Origin of the sequence: Shewanella sp. AC34-MNA-CIBAN-0136 (genome assembly GCF_040309945.1) — a bacterium.
GTDB lineage: Bacteria > Pseudomonadota > Gammaproteobacteria > Enterobacterales > Shewanellaceae > Shewanella.
Window position 1 is genome coordinate 23,797 of the sequence record NZ_JBEOPJ010000011.1, and the last position, 21,825, is coordinate 45,621.

16 protein-coding genes are annotated in these 21,825 nt (G+C 42.2%); 7 read left to right on the plus strand and 9 right to left on the minus strand.

All coding sequences use genetic code 11. From position 1 onward, the window contains the following. The first annotated feature begins 85 nt into the window (after positions 1 to 85). On the plus strand, positions 86 to 2,350 hold the full coding sequence (locus AAEY94_RS12260; protein WP_101087715.1) for a patatin-like phospholipase family protein: 2,265 nt from the start codon (positions 86 to 88) through the stop codon (positions 2,348 to 2,350). A 433-nt stretch (positions 2,351 to 2,783) separates the two neighbouring features. Here the strand turns inward: AAEY94_RS12260 and hxpB are convergent, their stop codons facing one another. Further along, complete coding sequence (gene hxpB, locus AAEY94_RS12265; protein WP_182744122.1) at positions 2,784 to 3,443, minus strand: hexitol phosphatase HxpB; 660 nt, start codon at positions 3,441 to 3,443, stop codon at positions 2,784 to 2,786. A 402-nt stretch (positions 3,444 to 3,845) separates the two neighbouring features. Here hxpB and acnB point away from each other — a divergent pair, with 402 nt between their 5' ends. After that, on the plus strand, positions 3,846 to 6,443 hold the full coding sequence (gene acnB / locus AAEY94_RS12270; protein WP_350978975.1) for a bifunctional aconitate hydratase 2/2-methylisocitrate dehydratase: 2,598 nt from the start codon (positions 3,846 to 3,848) through the stop codon (positions 6,441 to 6,443). A 149-nt stretch (positions 6,444 to 6,592) separates the two neighbouring features. Here acnB and AAEY94_RS12275 read toward each other — a convergent pair whose 3' ends face one another. Continuing rightward, positions 6,593 to 6,907, minus strand: a complete 315-nt coding sequence (locus AAEY94_RS12275) for a hypothetical protein (RefSeq protein ID WP_350978976.1) — start codon at positions 6,905 to 6,907, stop codon at positions 6,593 to 6,595. A 176-nt stretch (positions 6,908 to 7,083) separates the two neighbouring features. On the opposite strand from AAEY94_RS12275, the gene AAEY94_RS12280 reads away from it, so the two are divergent. Continuing rightward, positions 7,084 to 7,863, plus strand: a complete 780-nt coding sequence (locus AAEY94_RS12280) for a helix-turn-helix domain-containing protein (RefSeq protein ID WP_101087712.1) — start codon at positions 7,084 to 7,086, stop codon at positions 7,861 to 7,863. 1,728 nt (positions 7,864 to 9,591) lie between these two features. On the opposite strand, the gene AAEY94_RS12285 is transcribed toward AAEY94_RS12280, so the two are convergent. From AAEY94_RS12285 to priA, 7 genes are all read right to left on the minus strand, one after another. Continuing rightward, positions 9,592 to 9,813, minus strand: a complete 222-nt coding sequence (locus tag AAEY94_RS12285) for a hypothetical protein (RefSeq protein WP_350978977.1) — start codon at positions 9,811 to 9,813, stop codon at positions 9,592 to 9,594. A 127-nt stretch (positions 9,814 to 9,940) separates the two neighbouring features. Beyond that, positions 9,941 to 10,327, minus strand: a complete 387-nt coding sequence (locus AAEY94_RS12290; protein ID WP_011639181.1) for a gamma-butyrobetaine hydroxylase family protein — start codon at positions 10,325 to 10,327, stop codon at positions 9,941 to 9,943. 174 nt (positions 10,328 to 10,501) lie between these two features. Continuing rightward, on the minus strand, positions 10,502 to 11,827 hold the full coding sequence (gene hslU, locus AAEY94_RS12295; protein ID WP_101087709.1) for an ATP-dependent protease ATPase subunit HslU: 1,326 nt from the start codon (positions 11,825 to 11,827) through the stop codon (positions 10,502 to 10,504). 25 nt (positions 11,828 to 11,852) lie between these two features. After that, positions 11,853 to 12,377 carry an ATP-dependent protease subunit HslV gene (gene hslV / locus AAEY94_RS12300; protein ID WP_101087708.1) on the minus strand — a complete coding sequence of 175 codons (525 nt, stop codon included), beginning with the start codon at positions 12,375 to 12,377 and terminating at the stop codon, positions 11,853 to 11,855. 170 nt (positions 12,378 to 12,547) lie between these two features. Then, positions 12,548 to 13,147, minus strand: coding sequence for an SPOR domain-containing protein (locus tag AAEY94_RS12305; RefSeq protein ID WP_101087707.1), 600 nt, complete (start codon positions 13,145 to 13,147; stop codon positions 12,548 to 12,550). A gap of 2 nt (positions 13,148 to 13,149) precedes the next feature. Next, the gene (argS, locus tag AAEY94_RS12310) at positions 13,150 to 14,895 is read right to left on the minus strand and encodes an arginine--tRNA ligase (protein WP_350978978.1); all 1,746 of its coding nucleotides are present in this window, start codon (positions 14,893 to 14,895) and stop codon (positions 13,150 to 13,152) included. A 182-nt stretch (positions 14,896 to 15,077) separates the two neighbouring features. Continuing rightward, on the minus strand, positions 15,078 to 17,273 hold the full coding sequence (gene priA / locus AAEY94_RS12315; protein WP_350978979.1) for a primosomal protein N': 2,196 nt from the start codon (positions 17,271 to 17,273) through the stop codon (positions 15,078 to 15,080). An 82-nt stretch (positions 17,274 to 17,355) separates the two neighbouring features. Between priA and AAEY94_RS12320 the strand changes: the two genes are divergently transcribed. From AAEY94_RS12320 to AAEY94_RS12335, 4 genes are all read left to right on the plus strand, one after another. Then, positions 17,356 to 18,180 (plus strand): FimV/HubP family polar landmark protein, encoded by an 825-nt coding sequence (locus AAEY94_RS12320; RefSeq protein WP_350978980.1) that lies wholly within the window; start codon positions 17,356 to 17,358, stop codon positions 18,178 to 18,180. 288 nt (positions 18,181 to 18,468) lie between these two features. Continuing rightward, the gene (locus tag AAEY94_RS12325) at positions 18,469 to 19,701 is read left to right on the plus strand and encodes a FimV/HubP family polar landmark protein (protein ID WP_335692182.1); all 1,233 of its coding nucleotides are present in this window, start codon (positions 18,469 to 18,471) and stop codon (positions 19,699 to 19,701) included. A 139-nt stretch (positions 19,702 to 19,840) separates the two neighbouring features. After that, on the plus strand, positions 19,841 to 20,053 hold the full coding sequence (gene rpmE / locus AAEY94_RS12330) for a 50S ribosomal protein L31 (RefSeq protein WP_011639173.1): 213 nt from the start codon (positions 19,841 to 19,843) through the stop codon (positions 20,051 to 20,053). Between the two features lie 435 nt (positions 20,054 to 20,488). Beyond that, positions 20,489 to 21,736 carry a malic enzyme-like NAD(P)-binding protein gene (locus AAEY94_RS12335; protein ID WP_350978981.1) on the plus strand — a complete coding sequence of 416 codons (1,248 nt, stop codon included), beginning with the start codon at positions 20,489 to 20,491 and terminating at the stop codon, positions 21,734 to 21,736. Positions 21,737 to 21,825: the final 89 nt, after the last annotated feature.

Below are 21,825 nucleotides of genomic sequence, written 5' to 3' on the forward strand. Positions count from 1 at the left end.
TAATCTTGTTACTGCTATCCATTAGTATGGGTATTGATTAAATTTTGTTAGAATAAGTTGTTTTTACCTACTTTCGGAATGATTTATGCAACAAATTTTGCGCCTTAACTTACCTACCTGGTTTTTGGCTAGCTGTATTTGCTTTAGTCTAGTAGTGCAACCTGTCTATGCTGCAAAAAAAGCCGCTAAAGAAAGGCCCACTATTGGCTTAGTGCTGAGTGGCGGCGGGGCAAAAGGTGCTGCTCATATTGGTGTGTTGAAAGTACTTGAAAAATATCATATTCCTGTTGATTACATTGCGGGTACCAGTATTGGTGCTTATGTTGCTGGCATGTACGCGTTAGGCTATAACGCCGATCAAATAGAAGAAATAATGCTTAGTGGTGAGTGGTCTAAAGGCTACTCAGACACCATTCCGCGCGATAAATTAAGCTACCGTGATAAACAGCAACGAGATCAGTTTAATATTCCACTGACCGTGGGTTATAACAATAATAGCTTAACCTCACCTAGTGGTTTGTTACGTGGCCAAAGCATGTCTCAATTACTGCGCCACTCCACTGGGTTAGTTGAACAGTTTGGTGACTTTGATGAACTCGCGATTCCGTACCGAGCGGTGGCGACGGATTTAGCAACCAGTGAAGCAGTGGTGTTATCCAGCGGCAGTGTAGTACAAGCCATGCAAGCATCTGCCACCGTTCCAGGTGCATTGCAGCCAGCATTGATTAACGGTCGTTTACTGGTTGATGGCGGAATTGCCAATAATATGCCTATCGATGTGGTAAAAGCCATGGGGGCAGATATCATCATTGCCGTCGATATTGGTTCCGCACTGACCAAACAAGAACATTTAGACAGTACCATTGCGGTTTTAGAGCAGCTTTCAACTATTTTGACTCAAGCGAGCACAGCTCGCCAAAAAACCTTACTGACGTCTAGCGATATCCTCATTCGTCCTGCCATTGATAGCCTAAGCACCACTGATTTTTCAATCATGCCATTAGCGCTCAAATTAGGTGAAAATGCCGCCAATTTAGAGTTAGTGAAGCTGGAAGCGCTTGGTATTAGTGAGCAAGACTATTTAGCTTATCAAGCGGATAAATTACAACAAAGTTTACTGTGGATCGATCCGCTTAAAAAACCCATTTATAAAATTGCTTTCGACAATCAATCAAAAGTCAGTGAAAAATTACTGCGTGAGCGTTTAGGGATTACCGAAGGCGTTGTACTGACCAAAGAAGAGTTAAATTTAGCCTTAAATCGAGTGTATTCACTGAATAAATTCGAGCGTGTCGATGCCGAGTTTGAAGATGTTGAACAGGGCCGAATTTTAACCATTACCACCAGAGCCAAATCATGGGGGCCGAATTACTTTCAAGCAGGCTTTAACTGGGAAGATGATTTTACCTTAGATTCGGCTATTACACTCAGTTTGGCTTACACCATGACCGACTTAACTGAAAATGGTGGTGAGTGGCGTAACGAATTAGAACTGGGGTATAAAAAGTTAGTCGGCACTGAGTTTTATCAACCATTAGACCGTGATCAAACATTTTATAGCCTAGCGCGATTCCAGTATGAAATGAAAGATTGGGATTTAATTGATCAAGATAGCCGTTATGTAGAACTCGAAAATAATGTTGCTCAAATCGTTTTAGGGATCGGTTATAACTTTGATTCAGATGGTATTATCGAATTAGGCTTTGTCGGTGAAGATGGTCGGGTTAGCAGTGAATTTGGCTCGGTTGATTCACTAGATTATCATTCCACGGGTGGCTATTTGAAAGTGGCCTACGACAGCCTAAACAGCATTAGCTTCCCGACGGAAGGTAATCGAATTACCTTTGTCAGCTACTTAAGAGATGAATCCTACAATGGACTAAGCAATGTCGATACGACTTTTAGTGATGATCTTGCTTGGCAATTTGAAGCGGATTGGAAGGGGGCGTTGAAACTCGGAAATCACGCCATTGTAGGTAAGATGGAACTGGCAACTGTTGAGAATGACGGTAACTTTACCTTGCATGTGGCAGATTTAGGCGGCTTCTTGAATTTGTCGGGTTTCCGTAAAGACACCTTAATTGGTGCACATAAAGTGTTTGGGGCCGTGATTTATCAATACGATCTCGGCCGTGATGTACTGATCACCGACTTGCCTTTGTATTTAGGTACCAGTCTTGAAGCTGGTAATGTGTGGTTTGATCGTGATGATGTCGATTTAGATGATTTGATTTACGCCAGTAGTTTGTATTTAGGTACTGATACCGACTGGGGCCCGGCAGCATTAGGTTTTGGTTTTACCGATCGCGGTGAAACAGCATTCTATTTGTTTGTCGGTAAAAACTTTTAGGCAGTCTATCTAAGCCAAAAGCCTAGAGCGCTTCGCTGCTAGGACGCTACGCGGCTAGAGGCTATAAAATCTTGGTGACGAGCGGTGGCAAGCGATGACGAGAGATAACAATCGAGCTAAAAGCCTAGTGGCTAGAGCGCTTCGCTGCTAGAGGCTATAAAATCTTGGTGACGGGCGGTGGCAAGCGATGACGAGAGATAACAATCGAGCTAAAAGCCTAGAGGCTAGAGCGCTGCGCGGCTAAAGGCTATAAAATCTTGGTGACGAGCGGTGGCAAGCGATGATGAGAGATAACAATCGAGCCAAAAGCCTAGAGTGCCCTATCCGTGAGCGCAGCGTTCGCTGTTATCGCTTGTTATCGTCCTCGCAGCGAAGCTGTCCCTAGCAGGACGAAGTCCGCTCTAGAAGCGCAGCGGACTATCCGCGTAGCGGCCTAGGCCTCTAGCAGCGCGGGTAATAATCCTGCGTGAGCTAGCTGATGATGGGCAATCACCCATTTAGCTTGTGTAGCAGTGTGAGGCGCAGGAATTGCCACGGTTTGCATACTGGCTGCCCGCGCGGCGATTAAGCCATTAAACGAATCTTCAATTGCGATACATTGTCCCGGTGCGATGCCCAACCCTTTAGCACAATTTAAATATACCTCAGGATGTGGTTTACCATAATCGAGATTTTCAGCTGACTCAATCGCATCAAAATAATGGCCAATGGCCAGCTTATGCAGCACAGCTTCAATAATTAATGACGATGACGAGGTGGCTAATCCTATTTTAAGCCCTAAACGTTTGCACGCCTCTAGCGACTCAATAACGCCTCGCATCGGTTCACCATTGGCTTTTATTTGGCTTACCACTTCATTAACGATGGTATTCGCTGTAGCTGTATTGTCGTAATTCGGCCAAGGAAAACGTTGGTACCAATAGCTAACAACATGATCAATACGCAAGCCTGTGGTTTGCTCTACTTCTTCAAGACTGAGGTTAAGCCCAAAGCTATTTAGCACCGTCAGCTCGGCCAACTGCCAAGCCGGTTCGGAATCGATTAAAATTCCATCCATATCAAAAATAACGGCTTTTATTTGGTTTGACACAATACTGACTCCATAAACGGCACAACGTAAAGTGTTAATTATTACGTTGTTGTTGATTAGACACAATCAAAACACACTTTTTAAAAAATATTTCATCTAAAAAAGGGGATATCTTTTTGTATATAGTTTAATCAGTGGGTGCTGTATAAGTTAATGTATTTAAATGTTTTTCCGTCTGTTTCAAACTATTGTCTAATTTTATTTTATTCAACTTAGCGCTAAATTGATTTTTAGGTTGATAAATCGCGTTGATTTCATACCTCTGAGAGTGTGAGCTGATTCATACTTTTATAAAGCTGTAGTATACTGGAGGTCGGATTTCAAGCCCGAACCAGTGGAATTATCAGCGTAACCATAGTGGCGCTGAGTTTCGCCGTTAGGCGCCAAACAAAGAGGAATGTTGCCGTGCTAGAAGCATATCGTAAACACGTCGCAGAACGTGCTGCAGAGGGCGTAGTCCCTAAGCCATTAAATGCACAACAAGTGGCTGAACTGGTTAAGTTATTTGAAACACCACCAGCAGGTGAAGAGGCGTTCATCCTCGACTTGCTCGAAAATCGTATTCCACCAGGAGTAGACGAAGCTGCTTACGTTAAAGCCGCTTTCCTTGATGCAGTCGCTAAAGACACTGTGTCATCTCCTATCTTAAGCGCAGAACACGCTGTTAAACTGCTTGGCACCATGCAAGGCGGTTACAACATTGAGCCGCTAATTGACCAACTAGATAATGCAGCACTAGCACCTCTATCTGTTAAAGCACTTTCAAATACATTGTTGATGTTTGATTCATACCACGATGTTGTTGAAAAAATGCAAGCGGGTAATGACTTTGCTAAGCAAGTTGTCGACGCTTGGGCCAATGCTGACTGGTTCTTAAACCGTCCAAAATTGGCTGACAAAGTATCATTAACAGTGTTTAAAGTGTCTGGTGAAACCAACACTGATGACTTGTCTCCAGCGCCAGATGCATGGTCTCGTCCAGATATTCCATTACACGCATTAGCAATGCTAAAAAATGCGCGTGACGGTATTGTGCCTGATGAATCAGGTGTTGTTGGCCCAATCAAAGAAATCGAAGCGTTAAAAACTAAAGGTTTTCCTTTAGTTTACGTTGGCGATGTTGTTGGTACGGGTTCTTCACGTAAATCTGCCACTAACTCAGTGTTATGGTTTATGGGTGATGACATTCCTTTTGTACCTAACAAGCGTGCTGGTGGCTTCTGTCTAGGTAACAAAATTGCACCTATTTTCTTCAACACCATGGAAGATGCGGGTGCATTACCGATCGAACTCAACGTTGATCAAATGGACACTGGCGATGTGATCGATATCTACCCTTATGAAGGTGTAGTTAAGCGTCACGGCACTGATGAAGTGATCTCTACATTTGAGCTTAAAACCGAAGTATTGTTAGATGAAGTTCGTGCTGGTGGTCGTATTCCGTTGATCATTGGTCGTGGCCTTACTGACCGTGCGCGTGAAACCTTAGGTCTTGAAGCATCGAAGGTATTCGTTCGTCCACAAGATATCGCCGCTTCTGATAAAGGTTATACTTTAGCTCAGAAAATGGTTGGTAAAGCATGTGGCGTATCAGGTGTTCGTCCTGGTCAATACTGCGAACCTAAGATGACCTCTGTAGGTTCACAAGACACTACCGGCCCTATGACACGTGATGAGTTAAAAGACTTAGCATGTTTAGGCTTTAGTGCTGATTTAACCATGCAGTCATTCTGTCACACTGCCGCTTATCCAAAGCCAGTTGATGTAACGACTCACCACACACTACCGGATTTCATTATGAACCGTGGTGGTGTTGCTTTACGTCCAGGTGACGGGGTTATTCACTCGTGGTTAAACCGTATGTTACTACCAGATACCGTCGGTACTGGTGGTGATTCACATACTCGTTTCCCTATTGGTATTTCGTTCCCTGCCGGTTCTGGTTTAGTGGCGTTTGCTGCTGCAACAGGTGTCATGCCTCTTGATATGCCTGAATCAGTGCTAGTGCGCTTTAAAGGCGAAATGCAACCCGGTATTACCTTACGTGATTTAGTCCATGCTATCCCATTAAAAGCAATTGAAATGGGTCTGCTAACGGTTGAGAAGAAAGGCAAAATCAACGCTTTCTCTGGCCGCGTATTAGAAATCGAAGGTCTTGAAAAACTTAAAGTTGAACAAGCATTCGAATTATCTGATGCATCTGCTGAGCGTTCAGCTGCAGGTTGTAGCATTAAGCTAGACAAAGAACCAATCATTGAATATCTAACCTCTAACATCGTGATGTTAAAGTGGATGATTGCTGAAGGTTATGGCGATCGTCGTACGATTGAACGTCGTATTACTGCGATGCAAGAGTGGATTGCCAAGCCAGAGTTGATGGAAGCAGATAAAGATGCAGAATATGCTGAAATTATCGAAATCAACTTAAACGACATCAAAGAACCAATCCTTTGTGCACCAAACGATCCTGATGATGCAGTATTATTATCAAGCGTTGCACAAACTAAGATTGACGAAGTGTTTGTTGGTTCTTGTATGACTAACATCGGTCACTTCCGTGCTACCGGTAAGATGTTAGAAAAGTTTGCTACTACGCTACCAACTCGTTTATGGATTGCACCACCAACTAAGATGGACCGCGATCAATTAACGGAAGAAGGTTACTACTCAATCTTCGGCCGTGTTGGTGCTCGCATCGAGATACCTGGTTGTTCTCTATGTATGGGTAACCAAGCACGTGTTGCAGAAGGTGCTACTGTAGTATCAACTTCTACACGTAACTTCCCTAACCGTTTAGGTACTGGCGCAAACGTATACTTAGCATCAGCTGAGTTAGCAGCAGTAGCAGCGTTATTGGGTCGTTTACCTTCAGCAGAAGAGTATCAAGAATACGCTAAAGAATTAGATGCAACAGCAGCTGATACTTACCGTTACTTGAACTTCGACCAAATCGATTCTTACACTAAGAAAGCCGACAGCGTGATTTTCCAAGCCGCGCTTTAAGCTTAAACGAGTTAACAATTGATCAAAAATGCCAGCAGAAATGCTGGCATTTTTATTTGGTTTTTAGTTATGTAGGATTAGATATTGCTTTGTTAGAATGTAATATTTAGCAATAAGATAATTTACGGTGAGCCTTTCAAAACAAACAGTTATGTTTCTTTCTTTAACTTATGGCAATGCTGACCAAGCAGGATTTTACTAACATTTCCTTTTGTTTGATACGATGCATAAAGGATGTACATAAAGCCAAACATGCCACCCATAATAATGCTCAAAAATCCATAAATTGCCCCTTTCAGTTTCGATTCTTCACGCCAAAACACCCATGAACATAAAATGAATAAGTGAATTAAAAAATCAGTATTAAACTGCTGGCGCCAAGGATTACCTAAAAATAAATCCCCAAAATAGATAGCGGGCCAATTAGGACCGGCTTGTACGATAGCGTAAGCCGTTATGCTCATAATTAATATCCATGATATTAACAATGCCACTCTAAAATTAGTCATCGCTTTTACTCTTTGTTGTGTGTGTAAACTATATTGATATTTGCAGGTAATAAAAGCTATTACCTCGGAGGTAATGTTCATTGATTTAAATCGCGGTAACATAGTCCTATAAAACGTTAGCAAGGGTCATCATGAATAAATTTGGTCAGCAGTTACGCTTTTGGCGTACTAGTCGTCGTTTGAGCCAACTAGATTTAGCATTAGAAGCAAACGTGAGTACTAAGCATATTAGTTTTATTGAAACGGGTCGCGCCAAACCCAGTAAAGAAATGGTCATGAACTTGTGTGAAGTACTTAGTTTGCCCTTAAGAAACCGTAATGAACTGATCACGTTAGCAGGCTTTGCTGAACAATATGTACGTACGCCACTGAGTGATAATAAAAAAGTGGAAGTGGCGAGTATTCTTGAGCTTATAGTCGCCAAACATGAACCATTCCCAGCTATTGTGGTTGATTGGTACTGGAATGTAGTGATCCGCAATAAAGGCTTTGATAAATTAATTGCCTTAATGGAGGCTGAAAACCCGCAATGTATCTGGTTGGATAATATTGCTCACTGGCTAATGCACCCTAATGGTTTACGTCATGTGATGACCAACTGGCAGGAAGTGGCTAAAACCACTTTGCAACGCTTGAATCTGGAGAATCAATACGCCCCTAAACGTCATGATGAATTGATCCAATCTTTATATCAATATCCTGGCGTAGCGAATTTATTAGCGGATAAAACACTTATCGTGTCGACTGAACCTTTTATCTATTTAGACATAGTGGTCTCTGGTAAAACGCTGCGCTTTTTAACTACATTGACTTCATTTGGTACGCCGTTAGACATAACAGCCTCGGAATTGTTGATGGAGCATTACTATCCTGCAAATGCACAAACAGAGCAATTTCTAAAAAGCCTGTAGAAGAGTCGATCGCTTGATAATGTCACTTTTTAGATTTATTTTATGAGGCTAATGCTAAATAACATCAATGGTGTGTGCAGGGCAACAATATAACAATTTATGTTCAGAGCGGGTATTCTCAGCCGCTACCTAGCTTTAAATGTGGTCCCTATAAACAATCTTGGAGATAATAGTCGGAATAAATCATCTGGGATAAGGATGTGAGTTTGATAATGTTGATATTCATTTACATATCAGATTTTATCGGCAAGCAATTGATATCATTGAGCTTAATGACGTTGAAGACTCTTTACAACAGGATGTTTGAGCCTGGCAGACCTTTAACGTACATCCTTGTGCTTCAAGGCATTCTAGTTATCAGATTCAGGCTATCTATTACTGTAAAAAAGTCGTTATTTATTGTCCTGTCATCACGGCATTCGTGAATCTGTCGACATCAGATGTACCATCGGAAGCATTAGCATTTACACTCTTTATTGAAAAATGGGCCGAAGCCGATGACAAGCGACGTTAAATTAAATGCTGACATTTTTGGGATGTAAAATCATTTATTTGTTCTTCGAATGCCATTTCCCCGATAAGATCATAATATAAACTCCGATGGTTATTATGCCCAACATAAGACCGATAAAAGGATCTGTACTTCCGATAAGTAAAGACATACCAAATGAAACCCCAAGGCATAAGGTTACAGCACTCAGTTTTGCCTGAGTAAGCTTGTGGTTAAATTTCATTTATATCACCTCTTCCGATGAGTTTACCGATGGCAAATTTAAACATATAAAAGTGCTTTCGCACAGCATAGAATGCTTGTTCCGAGTATGGAACAATATAGTTGTACTTAAAGGATAACGTTTATAGTAATTATGATATCTATGGTTTCATCCCCATTCCTGAAGTTGATTCTAAAATAGCAGTCCAAAAATTCAATTTAACCAATTGCCAGTCGCAGGTTATCGTGTAGATAATTCAGCGAGACGCCGACTCTTGATGTAAAAATTAGCATCCATGTGGACGTATCCAAAACCTCCATGCTTTGGATACTCGCAGACTCATCTAAATCTGTGATTTTTATCTCTTCGATTAACGTTATTTATGGTTGTCAGTTATTTAAAGTTTAGAACTGATTAAACTCTTTCAGGTTTCATATTATTGAGGATGTTGAAGAAAATAGCGTGAAGCTCACATGGATGTGAGCTTAGCTTTAGAGGGGAAGGGACGCCCCATCTGAAGCGTTAGCATTTTCAAATAAGTCCGAAGAACACGATAAAGAGGCCAAAAGCTAGAGCCATTTCCGTCGCAATTTTTCGCTGCTGTTGTTTGGTTAAATAGCGAAAATGTTGCCGGAACGGCAGGGGTGATCCAAGAGGGGATTGCTGTTGATCCCCTTTTGGCCGGTGCAGGGTGGAACCTTGCGATGTTAATTCAAACGAAGTTTGAAAAATCTGGTGTGGGCGAGGCGCTACGACCTTAGTGGCCGTATGCCATCAGGGATAAGTGCTAAGCATAACGAAACACCTGGATCCCGGCTCAAAAGCATTGCCGGGATGACGAGGTTAATGAGATTTATTTGGATTAAATTTATTGCCAGAAATGCAACTTTAGCACTTGGTCTGGTGTGGGCCAAGCGCCACGACGTTAGTGGCTGCAGGCCATTGTTAACACGAGTTAACTAAGTTCATCATTCAACAATGCCAGCAAAATAGCTGGCACTTATAGTAGAGTCATTTAACGTTTTCGAATGATAACAACATCCTTTTGATGAACGTTATTAACATTAACGACGCGATATGCCGCTGGTTTAACAACGACCACTTTAGTTACCGTCTTTTTATTAGTAGGCGCTTTTGCGTGTCCATGATGAGCACGTGGGGCGCAAGCACTTAAACTGATAATAGCGAATCCGACCAATATAACTTTAATCATCGGAAATTGAATTGACTGTTTCATACACACCTCGATACGAGTGAAGACTATGACTAAGCATAATCGTTTGAGTGTCAATTGCTGATCGCAATGAGTAAAGTTATGCAAATATAGTGTTGAAATTAACGTCTATCGTTAAAACGTACCGTAATCATGAATACTTAATATTCATTGAAATCAGTGGTTCTCGTGAGCCTTTCTCTGCCCGCAATCGGGCTAAATACTGTTGCCATAATTCAGTTTGATTACTGCACAGGTTATGTAGCACCTGCCAAGAATACAAGCCAGTATCATGACCATCATCAAAGGTAATTTTTACCGCATAATGACCAACAGGTTCGAGCGCTTTGATATTTACAGCTTTCTTATGGGTAACCAATATTGGGTCGCCATGACGTTGCACTTCAGCCGATGGCGAGAAGACTCGGAGCATTTCACAACTGATGTTGTAAGTTTGGTCGTTATCAAAGGTCACTTCGAGTAACTTAGATTGACGCTTAAGCTTAATGCCGGTGACGGTAGGCGTTGATTGGGTCATGGGAATACCTATAAAAAAAGGATTAACGCTAAATCGCAGATTATCATCATACGCGATTTTGCTGTTAATCCTATTGTTGTAACCTGCATTCGTGATGTTTATTCATAAACCAAAAAGTCACGAGACCTCCCATTAATAATAACCAAATGGGAGGGCGCTTGATTCAAATAATGGTTATAAAATAAAGCGGCTTAAATCTTCATCTTGTACCAAGGTATCAAGGTGGTCATTGACATATTCAGCGTCAATGACAAATTTAGAACCCGACTTTTCAGAAGCTTCGTATGAAATCTCTTCCATCAATTTTTCCATCACGGTATGTAAACGGCGTGCACCAATGTTTTCGGTGCGCTCATTCACTTGCCATGCCGCTTCTGCAATGCGCTCAATACCTGATTCAGTAAACTCTATGGTTACGCCTTCGGTGTTCATCAGGGCGACATGTTGCTCAGTTAGTGAGGCAAATGGCTCTGTTAGAATGCGTTTAAAATCAGCAGCGGTAAGGGCGTCTAATTCAACACGAATCGGTAAACGGCCTTGAAGCTCTGGAATTAAATCAGACGGTTTAGACATCTGGAATGCACCAGAAGCAATAAACAAAATGTGGTCGGTTTTAACCATGCCGTGTTTAGTGGAAACTGTGCAGCCTTCGACTAATGGCAGTAGGTCACGTTGTACACCTTCACGGGATACATCTGGGCCTGAGCTTTCGCCGCGCTTACAAATTTTGTCGATTTCGTCTAAAAACACAATACCATTTTGCTCAACCAGCTCGATGGCTTGTTCTTTTAAGTCTTCTTGGTTGACTAGCTTTGCCGCTTCATCTTCAACCAACTGCTTGTAAGCATCTTTGATTTTAAGCTTTTTACGTTTAGAGGTACTTTGGCCAAGATTTTGAAATAAGCCTTGTAGTTGATTGGTCATTTCTTCCATGCCTGGAGGGGCCATGATTTCAACACCAACTTGAGGCGCAGCAACATCGATCTCAATTTCTTTGTCGTCTAATTGACCTTCGCGCAGCTTTTTACGGAAAACCTGACGGGTGGTAGAGTCATCTTTTTTGTCGGTATCCCAGTCATCTTTTGGCTTAGGTAATAAGGCATCTAAAATGCGCTCTTCGGCCATTTCTTCGGCGCGATGACGGCATTTTTTCATTTGCTGTTCGCGAGTCATTTTCACTGCTGAGTCGGTTAAATCACGGATGATTTGTTCCACTTCTTTACCGACATAACCCACTTCGGTAAATTTTGTCGCTTCAACTTTGATAAAAGGTGCGTTAGCCAATTTGGCTAAACGACGGGCGATTTCAGTTTTACCGACACCTGTTGGGCCAATCATTAAAATATTTTTTGGCGTGACTTCATGACGAAGTTCTGGCTCAAGTTGCATCCGGCGCCAGCGATTTCGCAATGCAACGGCTACTGAGCGTTTGGCATTTTGTTGGCCAATGATATGTGCATCTAGTTCGTGAACAATTTCACGTGGAGTCATTTCAGACATAACTGTTCCTTTATTAACGCTCGAATTAGTAGTCTAACTTTTCGATAGTTTTGAATTGGTTGGTGAATACACAAATATCGCCTGCAATCGTCAGTGATTTTTCTGCTATTTCTTCCGCGCTTAACTCAGTATTTTGCAGTAATGCTAAGGCTGATGCATGAGCATAGTTTCCACCAGAACCAATGGCAATTAAGTCATATTCTGGCTGAACAACGTCGCCATTACCGGTAATAATTAATGATGTTTCAGTATCCGCTACGACCAGCATAGCTTCGAGCTTACGCAGCATTTTGTCGCTACGCCAATCTTTGGCAAGCTCTACGGCAGATTTTAATAAATGGCCTTGATGCATTTCGAGCTTGGTTTCAAAACGCTCAAAAAGAGTAAATGCATCGGCAGTACCGCCAGCAAAACCGGCTAATACTTTATTGTGGTATAGGCGGCGCACTTTACGTGCATTACCTTTCATCACGGTATTGCCTAGAGACACTTGGCCATCACCAGCGATGACAACTTGATTATTACGGCGTACGGATACGATAGTAGTCACGGTAAATCCTCTTCACTAATACATCAACGGGTCATTAGGGTGAATGCAATTGTTGATTGATAAAATGGATATGGGGACAAAATGACAGATATCAAGCGATGGACAACAAAAAGCCCTGTTGCAGAGAACAGGGCTAAAGTGATTTATACAGCAATATCAGACGAGCAGCGTTATTCCCACAACCAAATGATGCAGCCATTTAACCCTGCGTTCTGCATCTTATGACGATTATGTTCCGCATCGCGCTTGTTCGGATAGGGTCCTAATACCACGCGATACCACACGCCATTGGTACCTTCGCTGCGGCGCACTTGTGCCTCAGCACCTTGGAAGGCAATTCTGGCCTTCATTTCATTTGCTTGCGACTCTTGCCTAAACGATCCGCATTGCATTTGATAGATGCCACTAGACACTACACCTGTTTCAGGTAAGTCTATCTCCACTTGCTTGTTTTCAAGCTCTTCCAGATAAGTCCATTCTTCCTGCGGCTTAGGTGGCAGTGCGTTAGGATCTTTCTTGACCACTTTTTTTGGCGCTTCTACGGTCGCGGTTGATAGCGTTTTCTTTTTAGGTTGTTGAGCTGGCTCAGATACGACCGATGAGTCGGAGCTGCCATTAATGGACCATAAGAAATAACCAAAACCTATGACTAAGGTGAGTATCACAAAAACAGCCAAGTAAGGAAAAGAGCGTTTAGGTGCTTTTTTTCGTTGTGGCGCACGGGCTTTTGCGCCCGCACGAGGTTTGCGATTTGCGTAGTCACGACTCATGATTACATCCGCTCTAGGGTTTCAATGCCAAGTAGCGACAAGCCCGTTTTTAAGGTTTTAGCGGTTAATTGTGCAAGCAATAAACGGCTTTCCTTTTGTGCTTCTGTTTCGGCAGCAAGCACTGGGCAAGCTTCATAAAAACTCGAAAACTCACTCGCTAGCTCATACAGGTAACCACATAATACATGCGGTAAGCCTTTGTCTGTCATGCGAGTTAACACCTCACCAAATTGTGCCAGTTTAGTGCCTAAGTCTTTTTCTTTTTCATGCTCGAGCACAATCTTAGCTTGGCTAAGATCAATATCTGTTGCACGTTTAAAAATACCTGCCACGCGGGTATAGGCATAAAGAAGATAAGGTGCAGTATTACCTTCAAAGCTAAGCATTTGCTCAAAACTGAAAATATAATCACTGGTACGGTTCTTGGACAGATCTGCATACTTAACTGAGCTGATACCGACTACGCGAGCAATTTCAGTGAGGGTAGCTTCATCCATATCTGGATTTTTACTGCGAACCAGTTCAAGAGCGCGAACATCGGCTTCGTCAAGTAAATCGACTAACTTAACCACCCCGCCTGAACGGGTTTTAAATGGACGACCATCTTCACCATTCATGGTGCCAAAGCCTGTGTGCTCTAGCGACATTTCAGGGCGAACAAATTTAGCCAGTTTGGCAAGGCTAAACACTTGCTGGAAGTGCAAGGCTTGACGTAAATCGACAAAGTACATGGCGCGATCGGCTTTTAATACGTTTGAGCGGTAACGCATGGCGGCAAGATCTGAGGTGGCGTATAAATAGCCACCATCGGCTTTTTGAATAATAACCGGTAAAGGCTCGCCTTCTTTATTACGAAACGCTTCTTGGAATACCACTTTAGCGCCATTGCTTTCGCTTAACAGGCCTTGGGCATCTAAATCTTTAACCACTTGGGCTAAGTCTGCATTGTAGGCACTTTCGCCGTGAACATCTGCGCGGGTTAAGCTAACGCCTAAACGCTTATATACATCATGACAATGGCTTAATGAGATGTCGTTAAATTCGCGCCATAGCTTATTGCAGTACTCATCACCTGATTGTAACGCGACGACAAGTTGACGAGCGCGAGTGGCAAATTCAGTAGACTCATCAAAACGTACTTTAGCAGCACGATAAAAACTTTCTAAGTCAGACAATTCCATTTTGGCTTGTTCGCCATTAGCTGCGCGTAACTCTTCCATTAACGCCAGCAGCATACCAAACTGAGTCCCCCAATCGCCGACGTGGTTTTGGCGAATGACCTTATGGCCTAAATACTCGAGTGCGCGCACGACGCTGTCACCAATGATGGTTGAGCGTAAGTGGCCGACGTGCATTTCTTTGGCTAAGTTTGGCGAAGAGTAGTCGACAACGATAGTTTGCTTAGTCGGTAAAGCCACTCCTAAATGGTCGCTCGTCAGTGCTTGCTGTAGTTGATTAGCTAATGCATTGTCATCAATGAAAAAGTTAATAAACCCTGGTCCGGCAATTTCTACTTTGGCCACATAAGATGATGCTGGCAAGGTATCAATAATAAGCTGTGCTAATTCGCGCGGGTTCTTTTTAGCAACTTTAGTCAGCATCATTGCAAGGTTAGTCGCTAAGTCACCATGACTTTTATCTTTAGTGCGATCGACCTGAATGCGAGCTTGAAAATCAGCCGGCACAATTCCTTGCTGTTTGAAGGATTCGATGGTTTGTTCTAGTAAAGATTCAATATGTGATTTCATGGGCGTTTGCTTGCACTAATTCGTTAAATGAATGACATGACGGAACCGCATATTTTAGCCGTTTATGGGGGGTGATTGCTATCTGCTTTAACGGAAATATTGGTTTTTTTATGCTGATTATCAACCTAAGCGAAGTTTATGACAGATATAGGGTCCGTTGGCTTAGTAAAAATGCCGCTGTGTTACATTAAATCCTGTGGATCACGATCGATACTCCAACGGCAACGCTTACTTTCAGGTATTTGTTCAATGAGTGCTAATACGCGTTCGAATTCGGTTTGCAAGCGCTGACGACTTTTAGCTTGCAGTATTAATTGGCGTCGATATTTTCCAGCTTTACGATCAAGTGGCGCCGGAATTGGGCCAATAATTTCAAAGTCTTTATCTTGTGGTAATAGCTCGCTGGTGCGGGCGAGAAACGCATCAGCATCTTCGGCTAAATGTGCTTCTGCTCGAATTAATACCATGTGCCAAGCGGGTGGTAATAGTGCCTGTTGGCGCTCTTTCAGCTGAGTACGAGCGAACTCACCATAACCGCGTTTCAATAAATCACGTAAAATGGGGTTATCACTTTGATGGGTTTGCAGTAGCACTTTACCGGGTTTGTCTGCACGGCCAGCACGGCCAGACACTTGGGTGTATAGCTGCCCAAAACGTTCAGGTGCGCGAAAATCTGCACTGAACAATGCGCCATCGACGTCCAATAAGCCAACAAGGGTAACATCTGGAAAGTGATGTCCTTTGGCGAGCATCTGTGTGCCGACCAAAATTTTATATTTACCCATGTAAATCCCTTTGAGCTGCTGTTCAAGGGAGCCTTTACGTCTGGTGGTGTCTCGGTCAATGCGGACAACCGGATATTTGGGAAACAGTTTAATTAATTCTTGTTCTAGCTGCTCTGTCCCCAAACCGTGGCCCATTAGCATGGTGCTACCACATTGATGACATTGGCGCGGGATAGCGTATTGATTGCCACAGTGATGACAACAAATCTCGTTTAGACCTTGATGGACGGTAAAAAAAGCATCGCAACGGTCGCACTCATGTAAATGACCACATTCATGACAAAGCAAGGCCGGGGCAAAGCCGCGGCGGTTTAGAAATAGCAGTACCTGATTACCCGCATCAAGGTGCATACGCATTTCATTAATTAATGATGTCGACATGCCCGCTTTTAATGGTTGCGAGGTAATATCGACAATACCTTGCTTAACCTTTTGCGCAGCACCAGCGCGTTCACTCAGTTCCAAGTGATGATAGCGGCCAGATAGCGCATTTTGTAAGGTTTCTAATGATGGCGTTGCGGAGCCTAATACCACTTGAATATCTTCAAGATGCCCACGCATTACTGCCAAGTCACGCGCGTGATAACGCACACCTTCCTGTTGCTTAAAGCTGCTGTCATGCTCTTCATCAAGAATAATTAACCCTGGATAAGCCATTGGGGTAAAGAGTGCTGAGCGAGTACCAATAATAATTGCCGCTTCACCGACACGAGCCTGACGCCAAGCTTCTAGGCGTTGATTATCGGTTAATCCGGAATGGATCACGGCAACATTGACTTCAAAACGGCGTTTGAAGCGATTAATGGTTTGCGGTGTTAAGCCAATTTCAGGCACGAGGATCAGTGCTTGTTTACCTTGTTTTAAAATTGTCTCAAGCAAGGTGAGGTAGACTTCGGTTTTGCCAGAGCCTGTGATCCCTTCTAATAAGGTGCAATGAAACCCTTGCTGTTGAGTGAGTACTGAAACTGCAACGGCTTGTTGTTTATTAAGCTTATGAGGTGACTCATTCATAATAAGCTGTTGGCGCCAGCTTAAATCATGGCTGAGTACTTTTTGTTGCCGTTCAATCCATTGTTTTTGTTCTAATGCTTTTAATGCCGCTTTGCTTAATTGTTGGGTGGTGAACTCATCTTGGCTGATGGGGTTTGCCAGTAATAACTCGTGCAGCTTTTTCTGTGCCGGGGCACGTTTTAATACGCTAGAATCAGCATTGCGTCCTTCGGGGCTCAAATGATATTCAACCACCGCTTGCGGCGCCGCTTCGAGGCCTTTTCTTAGTGCGACAGGCAGCGCTTGGCTGAGCATTTGTCCTTGGGTAGTAAAGTAATATCGGGCGGCCCAGAGGGTTAATTTATATAGCGAATCAGGTAACAATGGGGCATCATCTAGTACAGCTGTGACTGGTTTTATTTGTTGCGGTGCTAAGTCACAGCTGTCAGTAATAGCAGTAATTAAGCCGATGAGTTGTTGAGGACCAAAAGGGACTTTGACTCGAAGACCGATTTGTAATCCCGCTTGTTGTTCGTCTTTTACACGATAACTAAAGTTTCTGCGTAACGGGACGGGTAAGGCGACTTCAACAAACACGGGCATAAGGCTTCATCATTTTTCAATTCGATAGTGGATTGCGGATCAGTTTACCTCTAAGTGTCATCAAAGAGATAGGGCAACATATATGCGTAAAGGACTTATTGAGGTCATCATTCTAGTATTTGGATTATTGGGCTATATTGCTACGCCAATGGCTCAAGTGAATCATGTCAGTATCAATAGTCGTCAATTTGAATTGAATAATCTTCCGCAATTAAAGATCAATATCGTGGCACAAAATGATGATGCGTCGCGGTTAGGTTTTTATATTCGCCAGTTGGATGACAGCTTGGCTGGCAATAAGGTTGTGCAGCAGAAGTTAGCAGTGCAGAGTATTAATCGTTTTTTATTGCAGCTTAAGGGTACTGATATCATCAGTGATGTAAATGCACAGTTAATCGTTACCGAAGATACTGCGAAAGGAGCGGTTACGTTAGCAGTAATGGCCTTATTTGATGCCCCGTACTCAGTTAATAGTGCCACCTTAGTCTCTAATGTTGTTACGTCTCGAGTACTGCCAGTAGCAAAAGACACCATTAGTGGGAAAGCATCCAAAAAACATCAACAAGATGACAGGCGTTTAGAGCAGGCATCATCAGTACCAGAACTATCAGAACCATCCACAGCCGAATCCTCTCATCAGGCAATCTGTGTAATTGAGCGAGATAATAGTGATACATTATGGCGTATTGCGAACCGTTACAAAGAGCAATGGCATACCAGTGTTTATGGTGCGATGTTAGCCATATTTGAGGCTAACTTAGTGGCTTTTTCCAAGCAGAAAATTCATTTATTACTCAAAGATGTTGTGTTGCATTGCCCATCGAAGGCTATTTTAGCTGAATACAATAATAAAGCGGTAGATAGGAAAGTCTTTGAGGTCATTGAAGCAAAGCATGCGGCTAAATAAGGTTTCTGATCATAATTAGTGATAAAAAGTAGTGCTAAATCGAGTATTTACTTTGGTTTATCAGTAATTAGTTGCAGCTGTTTATGTTAGTTTATATAGTTGCCCGTGTTAATACTTATGATTTAACTCAAGGATAAGGTTAAAAAAGTAAACAATAATAATAAATTACAGCCTGATGAGCTTTGCGTGAACATTTTATTTGTCAGTGTATACGTGTATTTAACATCATGGTTTTACAGCGTGTTTTACGCTGTGCTGAAGCGGTTTATAATCGAAAGGATTGATTTAATGAAAAGCTTTAAGGTGCTAGCAATATTAGCATTATTGGCGGTTGATAGTATTTCAACTGTGATTGCACAAGTCAGTCATATCAGTATTGATACTATTCCATTTGAAAGCGGACAATCTCCTCAATTCACCGTGAATGTTATAACCGATCACCATGATTTATCGCGGCTGACATTTTATTTACGCCAAATTTATCAAGATAATATTGTGTTAGAAAAGCTTGAGGTTGAACAGCGTGATCGTGATGTCTTTGTATTAAGTGGTACCGAAAAAATCCGCGATAAAGATGCGGCACTCATTGTTTCTGAATACCGTAATGCTAAATGGCTACAATACTCACCGGTACCTTTATTCTCTCAAGCCATTGTTCAGAGCCAATACCAACCAGTAGCAATTAAAACGATGAAGTCAGCTTCGGTATTACCGACTTCAATGCTTACGCCTATAAGTCGTAAAGCCAGCGTTATACCTCAGGTTGTTACAACGCAAAAAAATTTGAATGATTGCCAGATCAATCAGTTACCGAATGATACTTTATGGAAAATAGCGGTTCGCTATCGTAAGCAATGGAATTCAAACATTTATGGCGCCATGCTTGCCCTTTATCAAACAAATCCCTCTGCATTCTATCAAGATAAAATTAGTCTACTGCAATTAGGCCACTCGTTACGCTGCCCATCAATGGAGACGCTTTCGCGCTATCAAAATGTCGCGGTAGATAGGATCTCATTCGACAATTTAGTCGCCAGTCAACGCGGTAAGTCTCAAGGACTATTAACGCCAACATTACCTGTGCCTGTTCTCGCCACTCAGTCAGTATCAATGAATGGTTCAGTGAATGATATGGACAGTAAAAAATCTGAAAGTAATGCGTTATTGGCCGCTATTCATGAAACGAAATTATCGCCTCAGCCATTGCCAATCAATAATATAGCCAAGTCATCGATACCGACTTATGGGCAAGATAAAACCTGTTTAATGGATAAATTTCCTCAAGACACGTTATGGCGAGTTGCCGATCGTTATTATCGACAATGGCAAATCAGTGTATACGGTGCAATGCTGGCGATTTATGAGGCAAACCCTAATGCGTTTGCCAATGGTAAAATTTACTTATTGATGTCTGATAGCCGTTTACAGTGCCCATCAAGTGAGATGTTAAAGCAACATCAAAATTCATCTAAGGCACAAATTACCTATGAGACTCTAGAGCGCACACATCGACAATCGTAGTATCGCTTAGAAATTCTACTTGTTTGTGTATAAGAGACACTGTATTATCTTGCGCCTAAAACATATTGTTATTAACTGCATGTGGTGCTCAACTTCGGGTTGGGAGAGCGACATGGCCTTCAATTTAAGGTAGCCCAAAATGAAAACAGGTATTCACCCAAATTACGCTGAAATTACTGCAACTTGTACTTGTGGTAACATCATCAAAGTGAACTCAACTGCAGGTAAAAACCTACACTTGGACGTATGTGGTGCATGTCACCCATTCTACACTGGTACTCAGAAAGTTGTTGATACTGGTGGTCGTATTGACAAGTTCAACAAGCGTTTTGGTATGCTTGGTAAAAAGTAATTGCATTGCAATTTACTTGAATAAGGCGCCTTTGGCGCCTTTTTTGTTTTTTATATGGCAACAGCAGTATTGTGCTGTAACGAAAACTAATTTTTTAGTGGTAAACAATACAAAAAAGCACAAACCTCGCTTTATTGTTATTTAGACAAAATAAACTGCAAATATCGACGTCTATATCCGATTGTTATCGTAAATCTTGTTATTTTCCTACATTTTTAACTTATTGATTTATATATATTCATGTTCGATTAGTTATAATTATAAAACGTAGCCTCTATTCTGACTCACAACACCTCCTATCACTGAGTTTTTGATGTATATAATCCCTGTATTAGCGTATTGTTATTAAAATTTTAGATGGCCTGCAAGTTCACGGTTAAAGTGAACTATGGATCATACTTTCCTTCATAGATAGCGCATTTCAGGATGTATAAAATGTCAGATATTCGTCAACAAGCTCTCGATTATCATGAATTCCCAGTACCAGGTAAAACCGCTGTTTGCCTGACAAAACCGGCTCAATCAAGCCACGATCTAGCGTTGGCCTATAGTCCTGGTGTGGCAGAGCCTGTTAGAGAGATCGCTTCTAATCCTGAAAATGCCTATCGGTATACCAATAAAGGTAATTCGGTTGCGGTGATTACCAACGGGACCGCTATTTTAGGTTTAGGCAATTTAGGACCATTAGCGTCAAAACCGGTTATGGAAGGCAAATCACTTCTGTTTAAACGTTTTGCGAATATTGATTCGATTGATATTGAAGTGAAACACCGCACAACTGAAGACTTTATTAATACTGTCGAATCTATTGCTGATACCTTTGGCGGGATTAATTTAGAAGATATCAAGGCGCCTGAATGTTTTGAAATTGAACAAGAACTGATTAAACGATGCAATATTCCGGTATTTCATGACGATCAACACGGCACTGCTATTGTTACTGCAGCAGGCATGTTGAATGCTCTGGAAATTCAAGGTAAAAAAATTGATGATGCAATATTTGTTTGTTTAGGTGCCGGTGCTGCTGCGATTGCGTGTATGACTATGATCGTTAAATGTGGCGCATTGCGTGAAAATGTTTATATGCTAGACAGGCAAGGGGTGATTCATACACGCCGTGAAGATCTCAATGAATATAAAGCGTTATTTGCCAACAATACCGATAAACGCACCCTACAAGATGTGATTAAAGATGCCGATGTATTTTTAGGGTTGTCGGGTGCAAATTTATTGGCTGCCGATGATATTGCGTTAATGGCACCTAACCCGGTGATCTTTGCCTGTTCAAATCCTGATCCTGAAATTGAGCCTGAATTAGCCCATAATATCCGTAAAGACTTAATTATGGGTACTGGTCGTAGTGACTATCCAAATCAAGTGAACAATGTATTGTGCTTCCCGTTTATTTTTCGAGGCGCACTCGATGTTCGCGCTGCGGTCATTAACGACGAAATGAAGCTAGCTGCTGTATATGCTATTGCTAACCTCGCTAAAGAGCCTGTGCCAGCCGAGGTGTTAGCGGCTTATCCTAACGTGTCATCATTGAGTTTTGGTTCGCAATATGTGTTGCCTAAACCCATGGACCCAAGATTACTGCCGCTGGTAGCTCGCGCAGTATCGCAAGCGGCTATCGATTCAGGGGTGGCAAAAATCACCACATTACCGACTGAATACAAAGTGTAGAAAGCAAGCATACCTAATCAGGTTTATTCATCCTAACAGGGATAATAAACCTGATGAGGTTAATAAAAGGGGCTTTTGCCCCTTTTTTA

Coding starts and splice junctions, on each gene's coding strand:
- AAEY94_RS12260 (WP_101087715.1), top strand. CDS start 86: ATGCAACAAATTTTGCGCCTTAACTTACCTACCTGGTTTTTGGCTAGC.
- AAEY94_RS12275 (WP_350978976.1), bottom strand. CDS start 6,907: ATGAGCATAACGGCTTACGCTATCGTACAAGCCGGTCCTAATTGGCCC.
- AAEY94_RS12280 (WP_101087712.1), top strand. CDS start 7,084: ATGAATAAATTTGGTCAGCAGTTACGCTTTTGGCGTACTAGTCGTCGT.
- AAEY94_RS12285 (WP_350978977.1), bottom strand. CDS start 9,813: ATGAAACAGTCAATTCAATTTCCGATGATTAAAGTTATATTGGTCGGA.
- AAEY94_RS12290 (WP_011639181.1), bottom strand. CDS start 10,327: ATGACCCAATCAACGCCTACCGTCACCGGCATTAAGCTTAAGCGTCAA.
- hslU (WP_101087709.1), bottom strand. CDS start 11,827: ATGTCTGAAATGACTCCACGTGAAATTGTTCACGAACTAGATGCACAT.
- AAEY94_RS12305 (WP_101087707.1), bottom strand. CDS start 13,147: ATGAGTCGTGACTACGCAAATCGCAAACCTCGTGCGGGCGCAAAAGCC.
- argS (WP_350978978.1), bottom strand. CDS start 14,895: ATGAAATCACATATTGAATCTTTACTAGAACAAACCATCGAATCCTTC.
- priA (WP_350978979.1), bottom strand. CDS start 17,273: ATGCCCGTGTTTGTTGAAGTCGCCTTACCCGTCCCGTTACGCAGAAAC.
- AAEY94_RS12320 (WP_350978980.1), top strand. CDS start 17,356: ATGCGTAAAGGACTTATTGAGGTCATCATTCTAGTATTTGGATTATTG.
- AAEY94_RS12325 (WP_335692182.1), top strand. CDS start 18,469: ATGAAAAGCTTTAAGGTGCTAGCAATATTAGCATTATTGGCGGTTGAT.
- rpmE (WP_011639173.1), top strand. CDS start 19,841: ATGAAAACAGGTATTCACCCAAATTACGCTGAAATTACTGCAACTTGT.
- AAEY94_RS12335 (WP_350978981.1), top strand. CDS start 20,489: ATGTCAGATATTCGTCAACAAGCTCTCGATTATCATGAATTCCCAGTA.